Below are 23,876 nucleotides of genomic sequence, written 5' to 3'. Positions count from 1 at the left end.
GCTACTGCAAAATGACAGTAATGCGCCGAAACTGTTACTTCAAAACAGCCAGGGCTGCTTCGTAGTTTGGCTCTTGGCCGATTTCAGGCACCAGTTCGCTGTGCAGCACGTTGTTGTTTTCGTCCAGTACCACCACGGCACGGGCGGTCAGGCCTTGCAGCGGGCCGTCGGCCAGGGACACGCCGTAGTCTACGGCGAAGTCGGCGTTGCGAAAGTCCGACAGGCTCAGCACGTTGTCCAGGCCTTCGGTGCCGCAGAAGCGCTTCTGGGCAAACGGCAGGTCAGAGGAGATGCACAGTACAACGGTGTTGCTCAAATCGTTGGCCTGGGCGTTGAACTTGCGTACCGAAGTGGCGCAGGTCGGGGTGTCGACGCTTGGGAAGATGTTCAGCACTTTGCGCTTGCCGGCGAACGTTTCCAGGGATGCTTCTGACAGGTCTACAGCGACAAGGCTGAACTCAGGAGCGGTGGCACCGGTTTTCGGCAATTCGCCTTCAACCTGGACAGGGTTACCACGAAGGGTGACTTGGGCCATGAACGGAATCCTTATGCTGGGTTTTGGTTAAACGAATTCGAGAGGCCGAAGTTAACCACAAACTGAGGTGGCTACCTACCGCCAGACACAAATTCTCATGTCGTCATGGTGTGCTTTAATTGCGCGCTTTTCGCCCGTCCTTCAAGGAACCCGTTGCCGATGAATCAGCCCGCCACCAAAGTCCTGGTCATTGGTTATGTCTGGCCGGAACCCCGCTCCTCCGCCGCTGGCGGGCATATGATGCAGATTCTGCAAAGCTTTCTGGACCAGGGTTGGGACATTACCTTCAGCAGCCCGGCGACCATTGGCGAACACAAGGCCGACTTGCCTGCCTTGGGCATCACCGAGTGCGCCATCGAGCTCAACAACAGCAGTTTCGACGATTTTATCCGCGCGTTAGCCCCGGACATCGTGCTGTTCGACCGTTTCATGATGGAAGAGCAGTTCGGCTGGCGCGTGGAGCAATGCTGCCCCGATGCCTTGCGCGTGCTGGAAACCTCCGATTTGCAAAGCCTGCGCGATGCGCGCCATCAGCGTTTCAAGGCCCACCTCAAGGCTCACCCTGACAGCGACGATTTCAGCGCACTGTTCCAGCCGGCCCTGCAGGAAGCGTTCCAGTGGATGGCCGACACCGACCTCGCCAAGCGCGAGATCGCCGCCATTTACCGCTGTGATATCAGCCTGATGATTTCCGATGTGGAAATCCGCCTGCTCACCGAGCAATTCAAGGTGCCGGCCGCCCTGCTCCACTGGTGCCCATTAATGCTGGAGCCGCCGACCGAAGCCTTTGCGCCGTTTGAAGACCGCGCGCACTTTCTCAGCATCGGCAATTTCCGCCACGCGCCCAATTGGGACGCGGTGCTGTGGATGAAGAACAGCCTGTGGCCGTTGATACGCCAGCAACTGCCGGGTGCACAGCTGCATATCTACGGCGCCTACACGCCGCCCAAGGCCACCGCACTGCACAACCCTGCGCAGGGTTTTCATGTGATGAACTGGGCCGAAGATGCCCTGCAAGTGATGACGGCCGCACGTATCTGCCTGGCGCCCATACGCTTCGGCGCCGGGATCAAGGGCAAACTGATGGACGCCATGCTCTGCGGCACGCCGAATATCACCACGCCGATTGGCGCCGAGGCCATGGGCGACGAACAGCCGTGGCCGGGCATGATCGAACAGAGTGCGCCGGCACTGGCGGCGGCGGCCGTGGCGCTGTATCAAGACCACGAACGCTGGACACAGGCCCAGGAGGCCGGCCGCCAGTTGCTCGCCCGACGCTACGACCAGACCTTCCACGGCCCGGCCCTTGTAGACTGCCTGCAACGCTGCCGCAGCCAACTCGCTGCCCATCGCCGGGATAACTTCACCGGCAGCATGTTGCGCCACCATGCGCATAAAAGTACCCAGTACATGTCGCAGTGGATCGAGGCAAAAAACCGCAGCCTATAAAGGTTGGCGCTGGCGAGGTTGCGCGCAAGGGGGCATTATCCTGTGCAGCAACCACAATAAAGCGACGGCAGCATGACCCGAGCAATGCGCATTACCGACCCCTCCTACGAGTTGATGGACGATCACAACGGTCTGTCCATCATCTATCGCCAGCACGGTTTCCCCTGCCCGCTGGTGCGCTGGCACTTCCACAAGGAATACGAGCTGCACCTGATCGTGGCCAGCGCCGGCAAGGTGTTTATCGGCGACTACATCGGCAATTTCTATCCGGAAAGCCTGTTCCTCACCGGCCCCAACCTGCCCCACAACTGGATCAGCCAGGTGGAAGAGGACGAGGTGGTCCCCAAGCGCGACATGCTGGTGAATTTCACCGATGAGTTGTTTGAGCAGGGCAACCACTTGTTCGCCGAACTCAAGAGCCTGACGCCGTTACTTGAACGGGCACAGTACGGCGTCGAGTTTCGCTGCAAAAAAACCATCGCCCAGGCCATGGAACTGATGCAGCGTATCGAAGACAGCCGGGGCATGGCGCGCCTTGGGCATTTCTTCATCTTGCTGGACGTATTGAGCGCCTGCGAGGACTACCAGTTGCTCTCCGGCGTGACCACGCCGCAACTGGCCGACGAGCACAGCATCGACCGCACCAACCGCGCGGTGGACTATATCTTTGCCCACTACGCGCGTGAGTTGCCTTTGGAGGAAGTGGCGGAACACCTGGGGATGAAGCCGACGTACTTTTCCCGCGTGTTCAAGCAGGCCACCGGGCGCACCTTCATCGAATTCGTCAACCGGCTGCGCATCAGCAAGTCCTGCGAATTGCTCGCGGACGGTGACAAGGCCGTCACCGATGTGTGCTTTGAGTCGGGTTTCAACAATATCTCCAACTTCAACCGGCGCTTTCAGCAGCTCAAGGGTATGACCCCTTCTCACTACCGACGCCTGGCAGTGCAACGGCTCACGGAACAGAACCTGGCCTGAACCTGTTGGCTGCGACACATCCGGAACAAAAAAACACGGTTCAAACCGCTGCACACAAACGGAACCGCGTAGGGCCCGCTGTCACTCAGCGAAGGCATCACCGCCTATTTCAGGCGTTGGGTGGTGCTTTTCTGACACACAGGCAAAGGGTAACTCTATGATCAATACGCAGCCGTCCCCTACTCAGAGCACCTTGCTACGACCTGTCGAGCCCATCCAGCCGCTCCCCCACAACCCCCAACCGGCCAAGGCCCCGCTCGGCAGCACGCCACCCAGCCCATCGAACATTCGCACCATCGCCTCGCGCGTGCGCCGAGACTTGCAAAACCCAGGCACCCCAGCCGATTCACGCAAAGCGTCAGTCCGCCAGTTCGCCGACGCCTTGATTGAACACGGCGACCAACAACTGGCCATCGGTGTTGCCAACAGCCTAATCCGCCAGCGACTGGCCAGCGAGACCCGCCGCTCAAGCGAAGGGCAGGACAAGGTCAGCGTGCCTGCGTATTCCACCTTCGGCCAGGCCTGGTCTGAACTGGCTGACGCACTGGAGTCGGAGCCGTTCAAGTCGTTTGCCGAAGCCCATTTGATTGTGACTTCAAACCTGATCATTGGCGCCAACGGCGATCTGACCGAAAAAACCGATGGCAGCCTTGTCAGTTACTTCTCCCGTGATAACCCTGAATGGTCAGCCGCCTCGGCCGCTGTATTGGCGGCCGCGAAAAAACTCGCGGGGGCGCGTCATTCAGACATCGCGTTTTATGGTCGAGAGCACGCATCGGCCAATAACGTCGCCGCGTTTTACGCTGTGCACCTGGGCCGCACCAACAGCAACGAGACACTGTCCATCGCCGCGCAGTTGCTCAGCACCAAAGGCTTCCCCGCATTGAGCAGCAGCGACCCGCTCGATGCCTCGATCAAGCAGCGACAGCATGAAGCCCGCCAGAAAATCGTGGAGTTGCCTGCGCAAGCGCTGAGGGCGACACTTGAACCGTTCGCCCCGTCGACAGCGCAACAAACGGTACGCGAAGCCGATCAGGCGCTCGCGCAACAGGTCAGCCGGGGGTTGATGGAACTGGTTCCGCAAGCCGGCCAATACCAGGCGTCGGTCACGCTGGAGAACATCCCTGAGTATTCGACCTTCAACCTGGTGCGCAAAAACCTTCTTGCCGCACTGAACGGCAAAGCGTTTACAACCTTTGCGCAAGACAACGATCTCGACCCCACCAGCGTGCGCATCAACCCCACAAGTGGTGAGTTGACGGGCAACGTCAGAGGGGTGAACACCACGTTTACATTGAACGACGTATCGGGCTGGGCCGATGCCTGGACCGACATACGCGATGCCGTCGAACAGATGGCGGCGGGGTCTCGTTCGGACGTGACCTACCCTTCCGGCACGTCGGCGCCGCTGTATCAGGTGATGGACTTTTATTACGAAGCCACGCCGCATCAACAAAACACGCAAAAGCCGAACCTGGAGCAACGCCAGCTTGTAGCCATGCTTAACAGGATCGTCGAAATAAACCAGAACAATGGGTTCCAGGCGTTGCTCGATGCAGACGCTGACAATCCGGTAGCCAGTGCCGTACGGCAACGCCAGCAGGCGGTCATACAGCAATTGGAAGGTACGCCCATTGCACCTTCAGCGCTGCAAACGCTCGCCGCTGCCGTCGCCGCCGACACCCCCGTGCCGGCGGAAAACCCAGCAGCGGCGCCCGACCTGCAGGCCAAAGCTGACAGCGAACTGGCCATCGCCGTGCATCGCGTGATGCTTGAACTCAAAGCCGACCCGTCCAAAGCCGCCGCAAAAATGATCGACCAGGTCCCCGCCAACAGCCTGTTCGGCCAGGCTCAGGCGTACTTGAACAAGGCGCTGACCGCGCGGGGCATTACCGATTGGTGCCAGCAGTACAATGCATCGCTGACTGGCAGTGCCTGGTATGCCCCTAAAGACGCTGCCGACCTGCGTAACAAACAAGCCGACTTTGCCAAACAGTACCCTGAGCATTTCGACGTGATGACTCACCTGGATGCCGCCGCAGCGCCCTTCGCAGCCGCAGGCAAGCCGGTCGAACTCAAACATGGCACGCAGAGCAGCGTCCCGTTCCAATGGCTGTGCAATTTCTATGGCATCAGCACCGACCCCGGCAGCGCTGAATTTGCCCGGCAGCTGGAACTGATAGGCCGCACCCAACAATTGCCGGAGCGCTCGGAGCCTGCGCAGAGCACCGTGGCGCGCCTGCAAAAACAACGGACTGCGCTGGGCGACAGCAATGATCGGTATGCATTAATCAAGCAGCTGGAAAGCGCCGACATAAGCGATGACACTCAGGCCGACGCCATGCGCTTTGTGGTGGACCCGGACTCCTCGCATCACCCCAAAGGCGTCAAAAAGACCAGGGAGTTTCTTGCGGAGAATAACGGCTACATCCCCAAGTCGAAGGCCGAATCCGACAACCTCATCAAAGCCTTGCGCACGCAGGCGCCCAACTCGCCACCGCTTGGCAACCACTGGGGTTTCCTATCATCGAATCTACCGCTGAGCACCGAACAGCGCAGCACGGTGATGGACCATGTAAAGAAATTCATCGCCCCACAGAACAGCCTTCTTGCCTACCTGAGTACTGAGGTTGCCCCGCTCAGCCAAGACCCGGCGCAAGCACTGGAGCAACTGCTCGCTACCGATAAGGCACTTGAGTTCGCGAGCCACCTGCAAACCGAAATGAAGGGCGCGCCCACCACAAACAGCCTTCTGCAATGGTTGTCGACGGCCTTGGTGCTGGAGCTTGATCCAGCGGCAGGCGAGCGGCGCAACGCGGTTGCAGGGTTTGATTTCATGCATCCCACTCACCAGGGGCTCGATTGCAGCGCGCTTCGTAAGCGTTTCATCCAACACTTGACGGACCACCAGCACATTCCGGCAAATCTCGCGCCGGCCATTGCGCAGTTGTTAATGGCCGGTGCGGCACCGCACCTGCTGGTTAAGGATGTACCGGCCACTGTCCGCCTCGGCACTCCAGAGTGGGTCAGCTTTGTCACCGCCGTAAACCGAATCGAGCTGACGGCCGTCGGTGCCAGCGCGGGCATGACCTTTGAACACGTCATGGCGCTTCACAGGATCACTCCGGTGTCTTGGGCTGAAACCCGATTGCAAGCCATTGCACAGATGAACCCCGTGATCGATTGGGCCATCGTCAATAAGCACCTGGCTAAGAATGACAAAGATGAATACACCCTGGAACAGATGACAAGCTGCCAGGAAACCCTCAACAAGCAGATCAAGGAAATAGCCGACGCCAGGGACTTTCTGCGTAACACCAAGGCCCCGAGCCGAAGAGAAATGGCCCTTGAAGCCTTACGCGAACAATTCGGCACCGACATCGACTACGAAAGCCGGCACCTATGGGAAAAAGTCGCGGGCGGACTTTTTTCCGGTATCAAAGCGAGCATCTGCGAGGTGTATGAGGCCGGCCGTCTGGGTGAAAGCTGGAGCTCGGAAATAGCGGGGCTGAACTTCGAAGACCTGCGTGCGCAGGCCGACCAATTGCCTGACATCAACAAGGCGTTCGACAAGGCCATTGAACAAGACTTCACCCTGCGCAGGGCCAATACGATTACGTTGTTTAAGGACATGCTCAGCAAGTTACCGTTGGAGGAGCGCAATAGCCTCAACTTTGGCGCCGTGGAGTTTTTGCAGGTGGAAGGTGCCGGTAGCGGCATAGTCATGACGTCCGTCCATAAGGGCGTAAGAAGGGACTTTGCGGTTTATCCGGCAGTCGGGCAAATCGTCAGAATCCCCGATATCGCCCCCTCTACACCCCTGGGCCAAAACGTCAGCCTCGCTATCGACACGCAAGCCTTTAAAAACGGTACCGAACCGAGAACGGGCGTCATGTCCGACGTCGTATTAAGGACACATGAGCAATTCATACTCGTAGAGACTGACGACGACGACAAGAGGCCGTTGCTGCGTGAACAGCAGTTCGGTGAGCATAACGAGAAAGACGTGTCATCCTCCTTCGTCCACGAAAGAACGGATAACTTGGCCAAAGTGCTGGTGGACACGGCCTACCTGCGCAAAAGTACCTTCGTCGCGACCCAGCGTGGTTTGCACAATGCAGTTGAAAATGGCGTAGAGCCCAGCGATTTCTTCAAAGGCCTGCTACGCGCTCTGCCGGGCGGCTCCAGCCTTGAAGACATCTATCACGGTGAATATGTGAAGGCCGTGGGTGATCTGGCCGTGGATATCATTATCTACGTGGCCACCGAAGGTGCAGGCAAGTTATGGCGGTTGGCGAAAACCGGAGCTGCCTGGGCGGCGGCCAAGGTCTCTACCAAGTTCATCGAGAAGTTCGGCACCCAAGCGGTCGAAAACATCGCAGCCAGGGACCTGACCGCGACCAGCACCCGGCAATCGCAAAACGCCTTGAGTCGCATGCAGAGCACCCAGCTTGTTGAACAAACGGCTGACATGGCCAATGGCAAGCTCGTGCGTTCCGGCACTCAAGAGCAAGTCAGGCTAACCGCCGTACAGCAAGACGGTGAATGGTACGCCTACGACGCCCGAACCGAAGAGGCTTACGGGCCGCCTCTGCAAGGTTTTGTTTCGGACACATCGTCGCCCTTGCGCCAAGAGACCTTCTCGGACGGCACTCAAGCCCTGGTGGCGGACAAGCCCCTGGCCGCCGACGCTTTTACGATCCCTCGCGCCAACGGCTTCGATCTGGTCAATGAAGGCAAGGTTTACCGTTACGACTCGCGCAAGCCCGGCGTGCTGACCGACCTGCAGTCGGCTGATCATTTCAAGCCGCTGGAGGGGTTTGAAGCTCTCTGTCCAGCCCCTTCAATCGGCAGTGGCAGGGTTAAACGCGAGGCTAATGACAACTGTTTTTCCAAGGTCATCGCAAATGTGACCGACCCATTGAGGCAGGACCTGCAAGCACTCGAACACGTTCGCCTGTTTCCTTCGCCGCCGAAATTGTTCAAGAAAGACCAATTCGTCATTTTCGAAAGACGACGTCTCAAAATGGTGGACAGCGAAATGGGACCCAGGCTGGTACCCACACTTGAAAACAAACCCATCACCTACAAAACCCAAATCAGTGGCAGTTTCAAACATGACCCGCAGTTCGGTTATTACGGCGCACAAGCCAGTGATGCATTGGCGCAAGACACTCGCGTGGTCGAACTCAAAAGTATCAGCACTGAGTGCGACGACAAACGTGAAGTGCGCGGGGTCATTGTTAACAGCCCGGTGGCCGGGAGCGCGGATAAATACCTGGTCATCGAAGCGGATACCGCCGAGTTTTACTACGCGAAACTGAACAACGCGTCGCAGGGTCAGCTCACCTTCATCAAATGCTCGCCTAGCGAGTTGCCATTAGTGCAAGGCTACCGAAATAAATACAGCGCCCTCAAAGGTGCATCCGCCGCACCGTTTGACGCTCACTTCATCGCCCTGCCGACATTGAACGACGCCTTCTCGCAGTTGGAGCGATCGAACTACTCAAAAGCAGAGGTGGATGAATTAAAGGGCTGGTGTAAAGACCTGACCCCGGAACAACAACGGGAAGTGCTCTACCAATTGCAGCGCACCGAAGCGATCAACAAGCCGAATATCGCGCTGAATCCGACCCAGGTTACCCCCTTGACCAAACCGGCTGATTTCGCAACCTGGCCGGCCGAGCAGCAAAACAAGTTCTATGCACAGCAGGCCAAAAGCAGTGTGAACCGCAGCATGAAGGCCACAGGCTTGGGGCCCGGTAATAAAGTGTTCTCCAAGGCGGATCTCAAACGTTCGGAAGCGGCAAACATGACACTCACCTGGTTGCGCAAAACCGCACAGAACCCTGCACAGGGTTATTCGAACCTTATTTTGAAGGCGGGCGCCGGCAACTGTGGAGAAATGGCATTGGTGTCAAAAGACATCATTACCAAAAGCGGTGGTCGTGCTTACGAGTGGCATGCGTCCCAGGAACATGTGTTCACGGTAATCGGTGGCCCCACCGAGCTTCCTGCGGGAACAGTCGATTTCTCGGATGCGGCCTGGAAGGATGCCTGGATTGTCGATCCTTGGGCCGATATCGCCTGTCCCGCCCGCGAATACACACGCAAGATCGACGAGGTGATGACCCAATGGGCGCGTGACAAAGTCAAGATTAGAACGGGCCAAAACCAGTTCATAAGCCCACGCGACCAAAACTGGCTGGACGCGCTCGTCTCAAAACCCAAGACGCCCTACTCTCACGGGTATAACCGCAAAGCGGCCCCTTAACACCTTTGTCGCTAAGCAGTCAGGACGTATTCCCCTTCGCCGTTTGATCAGGCAACACGAATATTCGCAGTAGCCACAGCGCCGGCTGCTGCGGGTATCACCACTGCGGGCTTTTTACAGTGCAAAAAAGTATCAGTCCCAGTGCGCCCAAGGATTTGTCACACGCCCATTTCAAGGCTGTAATCAACGCACACTCTTCCTGAGACCTTGTAGGAAGACACAACAACAATAACTGTCCTTCTGTAGCCCCTGGGCGCGGAAATGGAGTGCGCGATGAAGTTCACAGCAAAAGCACTGCTTGTCTCCACCTGCATGACTACCTGCATGACCCTCAGCGCCGTCAGCTTTGGCGCGCAAACCCTGACCATTGCCACCGTCAACAACAGCGACATGATCCGCATGCAAAAGCTCTCGAAAACCTTCGAGACCGAGCACCCGGACATCAAGCTGAACTGGGTGGTGCTTGAAGAAAACGTGCTGCGCCAACGCCTGACCACCGACATCGCCACCCAGGGCGGCCAGTTCGACGTGTTGACCATCGGCATGTACGAAGCTGCACTGTGGGGCGCCAAGGGTTGGCTGGAGCCGATGAAAGACCTGCCGGCGTCCTACGACCTCGACGACGTGTTCCCCTCGGTGCGTGACGGCTTGTCGGTCAAAGGCTCGTTGTACGCCCTGCCGTTCTACGCCGAAAGCTCGATCACCTACTACCGCACCGACCTGTTCAAGAACGCCGGGCTGAGCATGCCCGAGCACCCGACCTGGAGCCAGATCGGCGAATTCGCCGCCAAACTCACCGACAAGAGCAAAGAGCAGTACGGCCTGTGCCTGCGTGGCAAAGCCGGTTGGGGCGAAAACATGGCGCTGATCACCACCCTGGCCAACGGCTACGGCGCGCGCTGGTTCGATGAGAAGTGGCAGCCTGAATTCAACGGCCCGGAATGGAAGGACGCGTTGAACTTCTACGTCGACAACATGAAAAAATCCGGCCCGCCGGGTGCTTCCAGCAACGGTTTCAACGAAAACCTGGCGCTGTTCAACAGCGGCAAGTGCGCCATCTGGGTCGACGCCAGCGTGGCCGGTTCGTTCGTCACCGACAAGTCTCAGAGCAAGGTCGCTGACAACGTCGGTTTCACCTTCGCGCCGCACGAGAAGACCGACAAGGGCACCTCGTGGCTGTACTCCTGGAGCCTGGCGATCCCGACCAGTTCCAAAGCCAAGGACGCCGCCAAGCTGTTCACCACCTGGGCAACGTCCAAGGAATACGGCGAGCTGGTTGCCAAGACCGATGGCATTGCCAATGTGCCGCCTGGCACGCGCAAATCGACCTACAGCGACGAGTACCTCAAAGCCGCGCCGTTTGCCAAGGTGACCCTCGAATCGCTGAAAGTCGCCGACCCGACCAAACCGACCCTCAAGCCGGTGCCGTATATCGGTATCCAGTTGGTGACCATTCCTGAATTCCAGGCGATTGGTACCCAGGTCGGCAAGTTCTTCTCGGGTGCGTTGACCGGTCAGCAAACGGTGGACCAAGCCTTGACCGCAGCGCAGACCACCACCGAGCGTGAGATGAAGCGGGCCGGTTATCCCAAATAACTCAGCATCACCGCGATAAATGCTTTGTGTGGGAGCTGGCTTGCCTGCGATGCGGGCGACTCGGTCTGTCAGCCAGACCGATGTGATGCCATCGCAGGCAAGCCAGCTCCCACATTGAGCGCGCTCCGATTCTGGTTTTGCATGCACCCGACTGGTCTTGATCCTAATGAATACAACACCCAAAAACCGCCTGGCCAACCCCGGCTGGTTCCTCGTCAGCCCCTCGGTGGCCATGCTGCTGCTGTGGATGATCGTGCCGCTGGGCATGACCCTGTACTTTTCGCTGATCCGCTACAACCTGCTCTACCCTGGCGAAAACCAATTCGTGGGGCTGGAGAACTTCACCTACTTCATCACCGACTCGGGCTTCCTGCCCGGCGCCACCAACACCCTGTTACTGGTCGGCAGCGTGCTGCTGATCAGCGTGGTGTTCGGCGTGTTGATCAGCGCGTTGCTGGAGGCCAGTGAGTTCTTTGGCCGCGGCATTGTGCGGGTGATGCTGATTTCGCCGTTCTTCATCATGCCCACCGTCGGTGCGCTGATCTGGAAGAACCTGATTTTCCACCCGGTATCGGGGATTCTCGCCGCCGTGTGGAAGCTGTTCGGCGCCGAGCCGGTGGACTGGCTGGCGCACTACCCGTTGCTGTCGATCATCATCATTGTGTCGTGGCAGTGGCTGCCCTTCGCCATCCTGCTGCTGATGACCGCCATGCAGTCCCTCGACCAGGAACAAAAAGAAGCCGCACGCCTGGACGGTGCCGGCGCCATCGCGATCTTCTGGCACCTGACCCTGCCGCACCTGGCGCGCCCGATTGCCGTGGTGGTGATGATCGAAACGATCTTTTTGCTCTCGGTATTCGCCGAAATCTTCACCACCACCAACGGTGGCCCCGGCTACGCCTCGACCAACCTCGCCTACCTGATCTACAACCAGGCGCTGGTGCAGTTCGACGTGGGCATGGCCTCGGCCGGCGGCTTGATTGCCGTGGTCATCGCCAATATCGCGGCGATCATCCTGGTGCGGATGATCGGCAAAAACCTGACTGACAAGCCTTGAGGGCCGCGCCATGACGCTTCAACAATCCCGCCGCCTGCAAAGCCTGTTGCTCGGCACGTTGGCCTGGGCCATCGCGATCCTGATTTTCTTCCCGATCTTCTGGATGGTGCTGACCAGCTTCAAGACCGAAATCGACGCGTTCGCCACACCGCCGCAGTTCATCTTCACGCCGACGCTGGAGAACTACCTGCACATCAACGAGCGCAGCAACTACTTCGCCTACGCCTGGAACTCGGTGGTGATCTCGTTCAGCGCCACCGCCCTGTGCCTGCTGATCTCGGTGCCGGCCGCCTACTCCATGGCGTTCTATGAAACCAAACGCACCAAGGGCACCTTGCTGTGGATGCTGTCGACCAAAATGCTGCCGCCCGTGGGCGTGCTGATGCCGATCTACCTGTTGGCCAAGAGCCTTGGCCTGCTGGATACGCGCATTGCGCTGATCATCATCTACACCCTGATCAACCTGCCGATTGTGGTGTGGATGGTGTACACCTACTTCAAGGACATCCCCAAGGACATCCTCGAAGCCGCACGCCTGGACGGCGCCACCCTGTGGCAGGAAATGGTCCGTGTGCTGCTGCCGATCGCCAAGGGCGGCCTGGCCTCCACCGTGCTGCTGTCGCTGATCCTGTGCTGGAACGAGGCGTTCTGGTCGCTGAACCTGACCTCCTCGAATGCCGCGCCGCTGACCGCGCTGATCGCCTCTTACTCCAGCCCCGAAGGCTTGTTCTGGGCCAAATTGTCCGCCGTTTCGACCCTCGCCTGTGCGCCGATCCTGATCTTTGGCTGGATCAGCCAGAAACAGCTGGTGCGTGGCCTGTCCTTCGGCGCAGTTAAATAATAATTCCAAGCGGAGGCCCATCATGGCCAACCTGAAAATCAAGAATTTGCAAAAAGGCTTCGAAGGTTTCTCGATCATCAAGGGCATTGACCTGGAAGTGAACGACAAGGAGTTCGTGGTGTTCGTCGGCCCATCGGGCTGCGGTAAATCCACCCTGCTGCGTTTGATCGCAGGCCTTGAGGAAGTCACCGAAGGCACCATCGAGCTGGATGGCCGCGATATCACCGAAGTCACCCCGGCCAAACGCGATTTGGCCATGGTGTTCCAGACCTACGCGCTGTACCCGCACATGAGCGTGCGCAAGAACATGTCGTTTGCCCTGGACCTGGCCGGCGTCGACAAGAAGCTGGTGGAGAGCAAAGTCAGCGAGGCGGCGCGCATTCTCGAACTCGGCCCGTTGCTGGAGCGCAAGCCCAAGCAGCTGTCTGGCGGCCAGCGTCAGCGCGTGGCAATCGGCCGTGCAATCGTGCGTAACCCGAAGATTTTCCTGTTCGACGAACCGCTGTCCAACCTCGACGCCGCCCTGCGCGTGCAGATGCGTCTGGAACTCTCGCGCCTGCATAAAGAACTGCAAGCCACCATGATTTACGTGACCCACGACCAGGTCGAGGCCATGACCCTGGCCGACAAGGTGGTGGTCCTCAACAGTGGCCGCGTTGAGCAGGTCGGCTCGCCGCTGGAGCTGTACCACCAGCCGGCCAACCTGTTTGTGGCGGGCTTTCTGGGGACGCCAAAAATGGGTTTCCTCAAGGGCAAGGTGACCCGTGTCGAGGGTCAAAGCTGCGACGTGCAACTGGACGCCGGCCTGCTGATCAGCCTGCCAATGAGCGGCGCCAGCCTGAGTGTGGGCAGCGCCGTGACCCTGGGCATTCGCCCCGAGCACCTGGAAATTGCCTCGCCCGGCCAAACCACCCTGACCGTCACCGCCGACGTCGGCGAGCGCCTGGGCAGCGACACTTTCTGCCACGTCATCACCGCCAGCGGCGAGCCGCTGACCATGCGGATTCGTGGCGACATGGCCAGCCAATACGGCGAAACACTGCAGCTGCACCTGGACCCGGCGCACTGCCATCTGTTCGACACCGATGGCGTGGCCGTGGCTCGTCCACTGCGCGCTGCCGCCTGATTTCGCGAGACTTGTGATGAAACTGAATAAACAGAACCTCACCCAATTGGCGCCGCAGGTGAAAATCCCGGCCTACCCGATTGCGAGCACCACCCAGGGCATCGCGCATATCGGCGTCGGCGGTTTCCACCGCGCGCACCAGGCGTATTACACCGATGCGCTGATGAATACCGGCACTGGCCTGGACTGGAGCATCTGCGGCGTCGGCCTGCGCAGCGAGGACCGCAAGGCACGCGACGACCTGGCCGGCCAGGATTACCTGTTCACTCTGTATGAACTGGGCGACACCGACGACACCGAAGTGCGCGTAATCGGCGCCATCAGCGACATGCTGCTGGCCGAAGACGGCGCCCAGGCGCTGATCGACAAGCTGGCCAGCCCTGAGATTCGGATTGTCTCGCTGACTATCACCGAAGGCGGCTACTGCATCGATGACAGTAACGGCGAGTTCATGGCGCACCTGCCACAGATCCAGCACGACCTGGCGCATCCCAATGCACCGAAAACCGTGTTCGGGTTTATCTGCGCCGCACTGACCCAACGCCGCGCCGCCGGCACCCCGGCGTTTACCGTGATGTCCTGCGATAACCTGCCACACAACGGCGCCGTCACGCGCAAAGCCTTGCTGGCGTTTGCCGCCCTGCACAACGCCGAGCTGCATGACTGGATCAAGGCCAACGTGAGCTTCCCGAATGCCATGGTCGACCGCATCACGCCGATGACCAGCACTGCCCACCGCCTGCAACTGCACGACGAACACGGCATCGACGACGCCTGGCCAGTGGTGTGCGAGCCATTTGTGCAATGGGTGCTGGAAGACAAATTCGTTAACGGCCGCCCGGCATGGGAAACCGTCGGGGTGCAGTTCACCGATGACGTCACGCCTTATGAAGAGATGAAGATCGGCCTGCTCAACGGCAGCCACCTGGCCCTCACCTACCTGGGTTTTCTCAAGGGTTATCGGTTTGTGCACGACACCATGAATGACCCGGTGTTCGTCGCCTACATGCGCGCCTACATGGACCTGGATGTGACGCCAAACCTGGCGCCGGTGCCGGGCATTGATTTGACCCACTACAAGCAGACGCTGGTGGATCGTTTTTCCAACCAGGCGATTGCTGACCAGTTGGAGCGTGTGTGTTCCGATGGTTCGTCGAAGTTTCCCAAGTTCACCGTACCGACCATCAATCGCTTGATTGCCGATGGGCGTGAAACCGAGCGCGCGGCGTTGGTAGTCGCCGCCTGGGCGCTGTACCTCAAAGGCGTTGATGAAAACGGCGTGAGTTACAAGATCCCTGACCCGCGTGCCGAGTTCTGCCAGGGACTGGTGAGTGACGATGCGCTGATCAGCCAGCGCCTGCTGGGTGTGGAAGAGATTTTTGGCAAGGCTATTCCCAACTCGGCTGAGTTTGTGGCAGCGTTTGAGCGTTGCTTTGTCAGCTTGCGCGACCACGGTGTCACCGCAACCCTGCAGCAACTGCTGAAGAAACTCGATTAAACATGTGGGAACTGGCTCCCACACAGACCAGTTCCCACATTTGACCGGGTTATCAATCCAAGAATAATACTGCTGAGCAATCCACCATGACCCAGCAAAACCTGTACCTCGGCATCGATTGCGGCACCCAGGGCACCAAAGCCATCGTCCTTGACGCGTCCAGCGGCAAGGTCCTGGGCCTGGGCGCCGCCGCGCATACGTTGATCAGCGGCGCCAATGGCCGCCGCGAACAGCACACTCAGGAATGGCTGGACGCCTTTACCGAAGCCACCCACCGCGCCCTGCAACAGGCCGGTGTCGATGGCCAGGACATCCTCGGCATCGGCGTCTCCGGCCAGCAGCACGGCCTGGTGCTGCTGGACGAGCACGGTGAAGTGCTGCGCCCGGCCAAACTCTGGTGCGACACCGAAACGGCGCCGGAGAACGACCGCTTGCTGGCCTACCTGGGCGGCGAAAGCGGCTCGCTGGAACGTCTTGGCGTGGCCATTGCGCCGGGCTATACCGTGTCGAAACTGCTGTGGACCCGCGAACAACACCCGGACGTGTTCGCGCGCACCGCCCATATCCTGCTGCCCCACGATTACCTCAACTACTGGCTCACCGGCCGCGCCGTGGCGGAATACGGCGATGCGTCGGGCACCGGCTACTTCAACGTGCGCAGCCGCGATTGGGACGTAGAGCTACTGAAACACATCGACCCGAGCGGGCGCCTGGAAAAAGCCCTGCCCGCGTTGATTACTGCAGATCAAACGGTCGGCACGATCCTGCCGGCAATCGCCGAACGCTTAGGCATCAACCCGAATGCCAAGGTGTCCAGCGGCGGCGGCGACAACATGATGGGTGCCATCGGCACCGGCAATATCGCCCCCGGCGTGATTACCATGAGCCTGGGTTCGTCGGGCACCGTTTACGCCTTTGCCGATCAGCCGAATGTGAGCCCGCAAGCGTCGGTCGCGACCTTCTGCTCATCCAGCGGCGGTTGGTTGCCATTGATCTGCACCATGAACCTGACCAACGCCACCGGGGTGATTCGCGAGCTGTTCGAGCTTGACCTTGCGGCCTTCAACAGCCTGGTTGAGCAAGCGCCGATTGGTGCCGACGGCGTGAGCATGCTGCCGTTCCTCAACGGCGAACGCGTGCCCGCCCTGCCCCACGCCACCGGCAGCGTGCACGGGCTGAGCATGACCAACCTGACCCGCGCCAACCTGTGTCGCGCGGTGGTCGAGGGCACCACCTTCGGCCTGCGCTACGGCCTCGACCTGCTGCGCCAGACCGGCCTGCAAAGCCACAGCATCCGCCTGATCGGCGGCGGCTCGAAAAGCCCGGTGTGGCGGCAGATGGTTGCCGATATCATGAACACCGAAGTGGTGTGTACCGAACAAAGCGAAGCCGCCGCCCTGGGCGCGGCGATCCAGGCGGCCTGGAGCCAGTCCGGCGACACCCTGGCCAGCCTGTGCGACAAATGTGTCAGTGTCGACCCGAGCAGCCGCACGCTGCCGGTGGCGACCAATGTCAGTGCCTATCAACAGGCTTACGAGCGCTACCAGCAGCTCGTGGCAACCCTTTAAGAGCGAACGACTATGTATCTGGTGTGTGGCGAAGCGCTGTTTGATTTTTTCAGCGAGGAAGAGGCCAGCGGACAGGCTTCCAGGGTCAATTACAAGGCCATTGCCGGTGGTTCGCCGTTCAACGTGGCCGTGGGTTTGCGCCGCCTGGGCATTGAGTCCGCGCTGTTGGGTGGCGTGTCCAACGACTTCCTTGGCCAGCGCTTGCTGCAAGTGCTCAAAGACGAAGGCGTCAGCCAGCAGTTTCTGCTTGAGTTTGCCGCGCCCACCACCCTGGCAATGGTTGCCGTGGGCGCCAACGGCTCACCGCAGTACAGCTTTCGCGGCGAAGGCTGCGCTGATCGGCAATTGACCCTTGAGCATCTGCCGACCTTGGGCGATGAGATTCGTGGCCTGCATATCGGCTCGTTTTCGCTGGTGGTACAGCCGATTGGCGACACCCTGCTGAGCCTGGTCAAGCGCGAAAGCGGCAAACGCCTGATCAGCCTGGACCCCAATGTGCGGCTCAACCCGCAGCCGGATATCCAGCTGTGGCGTGAGCGCGTGGCCGAACTGGTCAAACATGCCGACCTGATCAAGGTCAGCGACGAAGACCTGCACCTGCTCTACCCCGACCAGTCGCCCGAGAGCGTGCTGCAAGGCTGGTTGCAACACCGTTGCCAGTTGGTATTCCTCACCCGTGGCGGTGATGGCGCGACCGTATTCAGCCGCCAGCACGGCAACTGGTCGCAACCTGCGGTCAAGGTGGTGATGGCCGATACGGTGGGCGCCGGCGACACCTTCCAGGCCGCGTTGATTGCCTGGCTGACCGAGCAGCAGCTGGACTCGATTGACGGCCTGCAACAGCTGACGCGCGCGCAGATCGACAGCATGCTCGGCTTCGCCATCCGCGCCGCCGCGCTGACCTGCAGCAAAACCGGGCCGGACCTGCCGTATCGCCAGCAGGTGGGCTGAAGCCTGGGTTTCATGAAGGTTTTGTCAGCCAAGGCAAAATTAATCGATGGTTAATCCCGCAAGCCGAGAGTGAAATTGAACTCACTTGCGGAGCACCTTCATGAAACTGCGTACCTTGTTATTCACCGCCACCCTGGCCCTTGCAGCCGTATCGGGCATGGCTCAGGCCGACACCGCCGCCAAGCCCGTGCCTTATCAATACGGCACGCCCTTGAACATCGACAAAGTGATCGCCATGCACGAGGAAGACACCGACGCGTGCAAGGTGATCAATGCCGATATCAAATTCGTGGACAAAGCCGGCAAAATCGAAGACGTGGGCTATCGGAAAATGTCCGAAGCCTGTGATTTCCAGAACTGATGCACACCGTATTGGGCCTGGCGATTACCAGGCCCACAGGTCGTCGGTGAATCACTCCCAAACACCTTGCTGTCTAGTAGACGCGCCCCGCCACTCTTTGCTGAGCAGGCGCCTGGGTGTGCTTGAGGTCTTCGCGCAACCCGCTGATCAGGTTGCAAATGGCTCGACTGCTGTCGAGTTTTTCCGCGTTGATACCTTTGACTTCCAAATCTACCCGGTCACGGTCGCGGTCGTCATAGACCTTGATCGTCAACGAGGCGTCTTCGGCTTTGGTGCATTCACACCGCTTGGGCAGGAAACTTCCTTCAATAATGCTGCGTAGTTCCAGTTCCGAAAGCATGGCCAACCTCTCCTTTCTTGAGACTGCCAACAGATTTTTTTGTGTGTCCGGCAGGCGCAGGCCCGCCACGTCTTGCCGACCTTGGCAGACGCTTACAGTCAATAAGCCTACTCGGCAAAATCCGGTCTTGTTGTAACTTTTCCTCATAAGCGCAGCGACCCGTTATATAAGCCGGTTTGTGTAACCAGCATCGTCGTCGAACCGCGCCGATTAAACGTTTATGCACTAAATGACACCTTGGGCCGCGACTCTCTCTGCAACATGTCGCAAACTATCAAAGTTGATATTGGCCCCTGAATTCACCGCCACCAGGGTCTGCCCGCGCACGCCGTTTTGGCTGACGTACTAGCGAATGCCCGCCACCGCCAGTGCGCCGGAAGGCTCGGTGATGGAGCGTGTATCGTCGTAGATCAGCTTTATGGCGCTGCACAATTCGTCATTGCTGACGGTGATCACTTCATCGACCCAATCGCGGCAGATCTCAAAGCCATAGGCGCCGATCTGCGCCACGGCAGTGCCATCGGCAAACCCGTCGACACTGGGCAGCACCACTCTTTCACCGGCGCGCAGGGCCGCCAGCAGGCAACTCGAGCCCTCGGGTTCGACCCCGACGATGCGCACCTCGGGCCGCAGGTATTTGACATAGGCGGCAATTCCGGCGATCAGGCCGCCGCCGCCCACCGGTACGAAGATCGCGTGCAGCGGGCCTTGCTGCTGACGCAGTATTTCCATGGCCACCGTGCCCTGGCCGGCGATCACATCGGGGTCATCGAACGGCGAAACAAAGGTGCAACCCGTTGCCTCGGCCAATTGCAGCGCGTGGGCCAGGGCAAACGGAAAGCTCTCGCCATGCAGCACCGCCTCGGCGCCCCGGGAACGCACGCCCAGCACCTTCAATTCCGGCGTGCTGCACGGCATGACGATGCTGGCCTTGATCCCCAGCTCCCGCGCCGCCAGCGCCACGCCCTGCGCATGGTTACCCGCCGAGGCGGTCACCACGCCACAGGCTTTCTGCTTATCGCCGAGTTGCACCAGTTTGTTGTAGGCGCCACGGATCTTGAAGGAAAACGTCGGCTGCAAATCTTCCCGCTTGAGCAGCACCTGGTTGCCCAGCAGCGCCGACAGCGCAGGCGCCGGCTGCAAGGGCGTGCGCACTGCCACGTCGTAAACCGGGGCGGCGAGGATCTTTTTCACGTAGTGCTCAAGCAGCCCGGTATTGGCGGTTTGCGCGGCGCGGTGGGTACTCATGGGCGTCTCCTGGTGTGGGTGTGCTGCCCAGGAGTCGGAAAAACAAAACCCGCCTCCAGGGCGGGTTTGGGTGCAGCCGTGTGCTATCCCGCCAAATGAGGAATGGCGGTAATAATAATGCTCGGCTGGCGGCGCAAGGCTGGAAATGTCATGCAACGAAATTAACCGCCGGTGGTTGGGCAAGTCAATGGCCCGTCGCCATTTAGCCGGTTGGGGTTTACGAGCGATATACGAAACGTATACGCTTTGTATATCCATCCAACACAGTGAACCCCATGGGCATCGTCAAGATCACCGACCAATTGCACGAACAGCTACGCCTGGCCAGCGCCGCCATGGACCGCTCCATCAATGCCCAGGCCGAGTTCTGGATCAAGATCGGCCTGCTGGCCGAACTCAACCCGCACCTGCCCTACAACGAGCTGATCAACAAGCTGTTGCTGGACAAACCCGACCTGATCCGAGGGCGCGGCTAATGATCAAGACTCCCGCACAACTGGCGGTGATGCGCGAATCCGGGCGCCTGCTGGCCCAGGTATTCAGCATGCTCGACGGTTTTGTCGCTGCCGGGCGCTCGACCCTGGAGCTGGACAGCGCCGTCGAGGCCTTCATCCGCAACGACCTCAAAGCCCGCCCGGCGAGCCTTGGGCAGTACGACTACCCCTTTTGCATCAACACCTCGATCAACGAAGTGGTGTGCCATGGCATGCCCAGCGCCAAGGAGGTGTTGAAAGACGGCGACATCATCAACATTGACATCACCCTGGAAAAAGGCGGTTTTATCGCTGACTCCAGCAAGATGTACATGATCGGCAACGTGGCGCCCAAGGCCCGGCGCCTGGTAGAACAGACCTTCGAAGCCATGTGGGCCGGCATTCGCCAGGTTCGCCCCGGCGCCCGCCTGGGCGATATCGGCCATGCGATCCAGAGCCATGCGCAAGCCAACGGCTACAGCGTCGTGCGTGAGTATTGCGGCCACGGCATCGGCCGGCAGATGCACGAGGAACCCCAAGTGCTGCACTTCGGCCGCCCCGGCACCGGGCTGGAACTGCGCGAAGGCATGGTGTTTACCATTGAGCCGATGCTCAACCAGGGCAGCGCCAAGGTGCGCGACCTCAAGGACGGCTGGACGGTGGTGACCAGGGACAACAGCCTGTCGGCGCAGTGGGAACACACCGTGGCGGTGACGGCGGACGGCTTTGAAGTGCTGACACTGCAACCGCACACCGACGCATAACCTGTGGGCGCTGGCTTGCCTGCGATAGCATCGACTGTGTGTCACTGACACACCGCTTGCACAGGAGCGCTGTTGTGGCGAGCGGGCTTGCCCCGCGTTGGGCTGCGCAGCAGCCCCAAAACAGGCGCTGAGTTCTTTCAGGAAAAATCCCTGTGCCTTTACTGGGGCTGCTTCGCAGCCCAACGCGGGGCAAGCCCGCTCGCCACGGAGGAATTTGGCCACCTTACCTGTCAGCTCCCACAAGCTACAGTGGGTTCACGCGCGACTGGCGCCGCCTGCGATGCGCTTGAGCCCGAACACCATCAACCCCGCCCCCACCCCCATTGCCACCATCAACAACGGGTACGACACCCACCACGGCGTGCCCGCCGTCATCATGCTGAACTCCGACATCCCGCCCACGCTGGCAATCAGGTTGAGCGGCAGAAACACCACGTTGATCAACGTCAGCTTGCGCAACAGGTTGTTCATGCTGTTATTCATCAGGTTGCCGCGAGCATCGATCAGCCCGGAAAACACGTTGGAGTAGATCTCCGCCTGCTTGTAGCACTGGTGGTTCTCAATGATCAGGTCATCGATCAAGCCCAGCACTTCGGCGCTGAAATGCTCCTTTTCCGCGTGGTTGCGCAACCGCGACAACACCGCGCCATTGCTGTGCAGCGCGTTGATGTAATAGATCAAACTCTCACTGAGGTTGAACATCTGCATCAGGTGCTGGTTGCTCATCGACGCGTTGAACTGTTGCTGCAACTCGCGCGCCACCAGCTTGATGACCTTGAGGTGGCCCAGGTAGTGGTGAATGTTGTTAAGCAGCAGATCAAGCAACACATCCAGTGGCGTATGCAACGGCCGGCGTGCGCCGAGCCCGGACAACGGGGTGTCATCCGTGGCGATCACCAGCAGGCAGCCAGGCGAAAACAACAACCCGCAGGAGGCCACTTCGAACATCAGGCTGCCGCCGCCCGAGTAATTCTCCGGGCGTTTCCAGATAAGGAACAGGTTATCGGGGTGAAACTCGATGCGTGAGACTTCATCCGGGTCCAGCGCCGAGGCCAGGGCGTGCTCGTCGAGCTTGTGCTGCTCGCGCAGCCACTCGCGTTCGGCCGCGTCCGGGTTGTTGAACAGCATGATTGCAGCGTCGTCCTTGCCCGCCTTGCACAGTTTTCCGTCGGCCAGTTCAAAACGCTGGATCATCGCGCGTCACCAGCCCTGGCCCTGGCGTTTCAACTCCAGGCGCCGTACAAACTCCTCCAGCACCAGCGCATACAGGTCGTCTTGCAGATAGGCATCTTCGATACCGGCGTCCATGTTCGGGTTGTCGTTGACCTCGATCACCACCACTTTGTCGCCGGACTGTTTGAGGTCGACGCCATAAAGGCCGTCGCCGATCAGGTTGGCGGTTTTCACCGCCAGCTCCACCACCGCCTTGGGCGCTTCGTGGACCGCCAGGGTGCGGCATTCGCCGTTGATGTCCTGGCCGATGGCCTTGTGGTTATAAATCTGCCAATGGCCCTTGGACATGAAGTACTGACAGGCAAAGATCGGCTTGCGGTTTAGCACGCCAATGCGCCAGTCGTACTCGGTGTAGAAAAACTCCTGGGCCAGCAACAGCACCGAATGTTCGAACAACTCGGCGGTGGCCTTGAGCAGGGCTTCCTGGCTTTCCACCTTGATCACGCCGCGCGAGAAGCAGCCGTCGGGGATCTTCAACACCAACGGGAAGCCCAGGCGCTCGCCCACCCGTTCGAAGTCCTCCGGTCGCTCCTTGTAGAGAATCTCGGTGGCGGGCATGCCCAGTTGATGGCTGTTGAGCAGGTCAGTGAGGTAGACCTTGTTGGTACAGCGCAGGATCGATGCCGGGTCGTCCATGACCACCAGGCCTTCGCTTTCGGCTTTTTTGGCGAAGCGGTAGGTGTGGTTGTCGACACTGGTGGTCTCGCGGATCAGCAAGGCGTCGTACTCGGCCAGGCGTGAATAATCCTTGCGTTCGATCAGCTCCACATCGATGCCCAGGCCCTTGCCGACCCGCACAAAGTTGTCCAGAGCGCGGGCATTGGAAGGCGGCAGTTGTTCCTGCGGGTCGTGAAGAATCGCCAGGTCATACCGCGCCAAGCGGCGTGAGCGCGGCTGGCGCCAGATCTTGCGGCTGAAGTTGTCGAGGGCGTGGGCGAACTGGTCTTCCTGGTCATCGCGCAACTTGTGCAACACCCCGGACTTGACCCCGTCGATGTGCCAGCCATTGTGTTTGCGAAACTCAACTAACAAGATCGGGCACGGAAAGGTTTCAAATAACTGGCGGGCCAACTCTTGCAGTGGCTCTATATTGGTTCGACCAAAATAAAGTGTCAGGGTAAAACCTTCGGTATTGCTGTAAAGGTGATGACTCAGGGCTTTATCGAGGGTTTTATCCAGGTCGTCCAGTGACAAGCCATACAGCGACTTTTTAGTCAGCTCACTGATGGTGCGCACCGACGGAATCACCTTGTGCCCACGCGCTTCGGCCAGCAACGAGCAGTAGTAACCGTGCCCCAGGTACTTGTAGCTGCGGCACAGGTTGATGACCTGCACACGCTTGCCCGTCTCGCTTTCACGGGTTTGCTCAAGGTATTCCTGGGCCGTCACGATGTCTTCGCTGGGAAAGTAGGAGGCCCAATCTTCCTTGCGCTCGACAATGATCACCACTTGACTGGCCCCTTTGCTCGCGGCCGATAAATAACCGCTGGAAGTTATTGTCGCCGCGACGTTTTGCTCGGATACTTCACGCCAATGACCTTGTACCGCTGACATAATATTTGATCCGCTTTAGAGAACTCGACC

General features: G+C 59.5%; 17 protein-coding genes and 1 pseudogene. 13 read left to right on the top strand and 5 right to left on the bottom strand.

The features are described from left to right. Nucleotides 1-34 precede the first annotated feature (34 nt). Complete coding sequence (gene tpx / locus ASE80_RS13135; RefSeq protein ID WP_056859288.1) at nucleotides 35-535, bottom strand: thiol peroxidase; 501 nt, start codon at nucleotides 533-535, stop codon at nucleotides 35-37. 159 nt (nucleotides 536-694) lie between these two features. Here tpx and ASE80_RS13130 point away from each other — a divergent pair, with 159 nt between their 5' ends. The 11 genes from ASE80_RS13130 (at nucleotide 695) to ASE80_RS13080 (ending at nucleotide 18,234) form a co-directional block, all read left to right on the top strand. Beyond that, nucleotides 695-1,984 carry a glycosyltransferase gene (locus ASE80_RS13130; RefSeq protein ID WP_056859287.1) on the top strand — a complete coding sequence of 430 codons (1,290 nt, stop codon included), beginning with the start codon at nucleotides 695-697 and terminating at the stop codon, nucleotides 1,982-1,984. A gap of 72 nt (nucleotides 1,985-2,056) precedes the next feature. Further along, on the top strand, nucleotides 2,057-2,962 hold the full coding sequence (locus ASE80_RS13125; protein WP_056859286.1) for an AraC family transcriptional regulator: 906 nt from the start codon (nucleotides 2,057-2,059) through the stop codon (nucleotides 2,960-2,962). A 157-nt stretch (nucleotides 2,963-3,119) separates the two neighbouring features. Beyond that, nucleotides 3,120-9,236, top strand: coding sequence for a hypothetical protein (locus tag ASE80_RS13120; RefSeq protein WP_056859285.1), 6,117 nt, complete (start codon nucleotides 3,120-3,122; stop codon nucleotides 9,234-9,236). A 312-nt stretch (nucleotides 9,237-9,548) separates the two neighbouring features. After that, nucleotides 9,549-10,832, top strand: coding sequence for an ABC transporter substrate-binding protein (locus ASE80_RS13115; RefSeq protein WP_371920517.1), 1,284 nt, complete (start codon nucleotides 9,549-9,551; stop codon nucleotides 10,830-10,832). A 166-nt stretch (nucleotides 10,833-10,998) separates the two neighbouring features. Next, nucleotides 10,999-11,889, top strand: a complete 891-nt coding sequence (locus tag ASE80_RS13110; protein WP_056859283.1) for a carbohydrate ABC transporter permease — start codon at nucleotides 10,999-11,001, stop codon at nucleotides 11,887-11,889. Between the two features lie 10 nt (nucleotides 11,890-11,899). Further along, nucleotides 11,900-12,730: a carbohydrate ABC transporter permease gene (locus ASE80_RS13105; RefSeq protein WP_056859282.1), complete on the top strand. Its 831-nt coding sequence runs from the start codon at nucleotides 11,900-11,902 to the stop codon at nucleotides 12,728-12,730. Nucleotides 12,731-12,752: 22 nt separating this feature from the next. Beyond that, complete coding sequence (locus tag ASE80_RS13100; RefSeq protein ID WP_056859281.1) at nucleotides 12,753-13,856, top strand: ABC transporter ATP-binding protein; 1,104 nt, start codon at nucleotides 12,753-12,755, stop codon at nucleotides 13,854-13,856. Nucleotides 13,857-13,872: 16 nt separating this feature from the next. After that, nucleotides 13,873-15,354, top strand: coding sequence for a mannitol dehydrogenase family protein (locus ASE80_RS13095; protein WP_056859313.1), 1,482 nt, complete (start codon nucleotides 13,873-13,875; stop codon nucleotides 15,352-15,354). Nucleotides 15,355-15,440: 86 nt separating this feature from the next. Continuing rightward, nucleotides 15,441-16,922: a xylulokinase gene (xylB, locus tag ASE80_RS13090; RefSeq protein ID WP_056859280.1), complete on the top strand. Its 1,482-nt coding sequence runs from the start codon at nucleotides 15,441-15,443 to the stop codon at nucleotides 16,920-16,922. Nucleotides 16,923-16,934: 12 nt separating this feature from the next. After that, nucleotides 16,935-17,873, top strand: a complete 939-nt coding sequence (locus tag ASE80_RS13085; protein ID WP_056859279.1) for a carbohydrate kinase family protein — start codon at nucleotides 16,935-16,937, stop codon at nucleotides 17,871-17,873. A gap of 100 nt (nucleotides 17,874-17,973) precedes the next feature. Next, a complete protein-coding gene (locus tag ASE80_RS13080) occupies nucleotides 17,974-18,234 on the top strand; it encodes a DUF2790 domain-containing protein (protein ID WP_056859278.1) in 261 nt (86 codons plus the stop codon). A 73-nt stretch (nucleotides 18,235-18,307) separates the two neighbouring features. On the opposite strand, the gene ASE80_RS13075 is transcribed toward ASE80_RS13080, so the two are convergent. Together ASE80_RS13075 and ilvA are read right to left on the bottom strand one after the other, a co-directional pair. Beyond that, nucleotides 18,308-18,574, bottom strand: a complete 267-nt coding sequence (locus tag ASE80_RS13075; RefSeq protein WP_056859277.1) for a DUF1652 domain-containing protein — start codon at nucleotides 18,572-18,574, stop codon at nucleotides 18,308-18,310. A 225-nt stretch (nucleotides 18,575-18,799) separates the two neighbouring features. Next, nucleotides 18,800-19,822, bottom strand: a pseudogene (gene ilvA, locus ASE80_RS13070) (threonine ammonia-lyase, biosynthetic). A gap of 275 nt (nucleotides 19,823-20,097) precedes the next feature. On the opposite strand from ilvA, the gene ASE80_RS13065 reads away from it, so the two are divergent. Continuing rightward, nucleotides 20,098-20,298, top strand: coding sequence for a ParD-like family protein (locus ASE80_RS13065; protein WP_017135045.1), 201 nt, complete (start codon nucleotides 20,098-20,100; stop codon nucleotides 20,296-20,298). Further along, complete coding sequence (gene map, locus ASE80_RS13060; protein WP_056859276.1) at nucleotides 20,298-21,059, top strand: type I methionyl aminopeptidase; 762 nt, start codon at nucleotides 20,298-20,300, stop codon at nucleotides 21,057-21,059. Before ASE80_RS13065 ends, map begins: the two co-directional genes overlap by 1 nt. 255 nt (nucleotides 21,060-21,314) lie before the next feature. Here map and ASE80_RS13055 read toward each other — a convergent pair whose 3' ends face one another. Then, the gene (locus tag ASE80_RS13055) at nucleotides 21,315-22,253 is read right to left on the bottom strand and encodes a magnesium transporter CorA family protein (RefSeq protein WP_056859275.1); all 939 of its coding nucleotides are present in this window, start codon (nucleotides 22,251-22,253) and stop codon (nucleotides 21,315-21,317) included. Between the two features lie 6 nt (nucleotides 22,254-22,259). Further along, nucleotides 22,260-23,846 (bottom strand): RimK family protein, encoded by a 1,587-nt coding sequence (locus tag ASE80_RS13050; RefSeq protein WP_056859274.1) that lies wholly within the window; start codon nucleotides 23,844-23,846, stop codon nucleotides 22,260-22,262. Between the last annotated feature and the right edge of the window lie 30 nt (nucleotides 23,847-23,876).

This window comes from Pseudomonas sp. Leaf15 (genome assembly GCF_001421425.1).
Taxonomy (GTDB): Bacteria; Pseudomonadota; Gammaproteobacteria; order Pseudomonadales; family Pseudomonadaceae; genus Aquipseudomonas; species Aquipseudomonas salomonii.
Note: the sequence above shows the minus strand (reverse complement) of the source record. Positions and strands in the feature narration are given on the sequence as shown.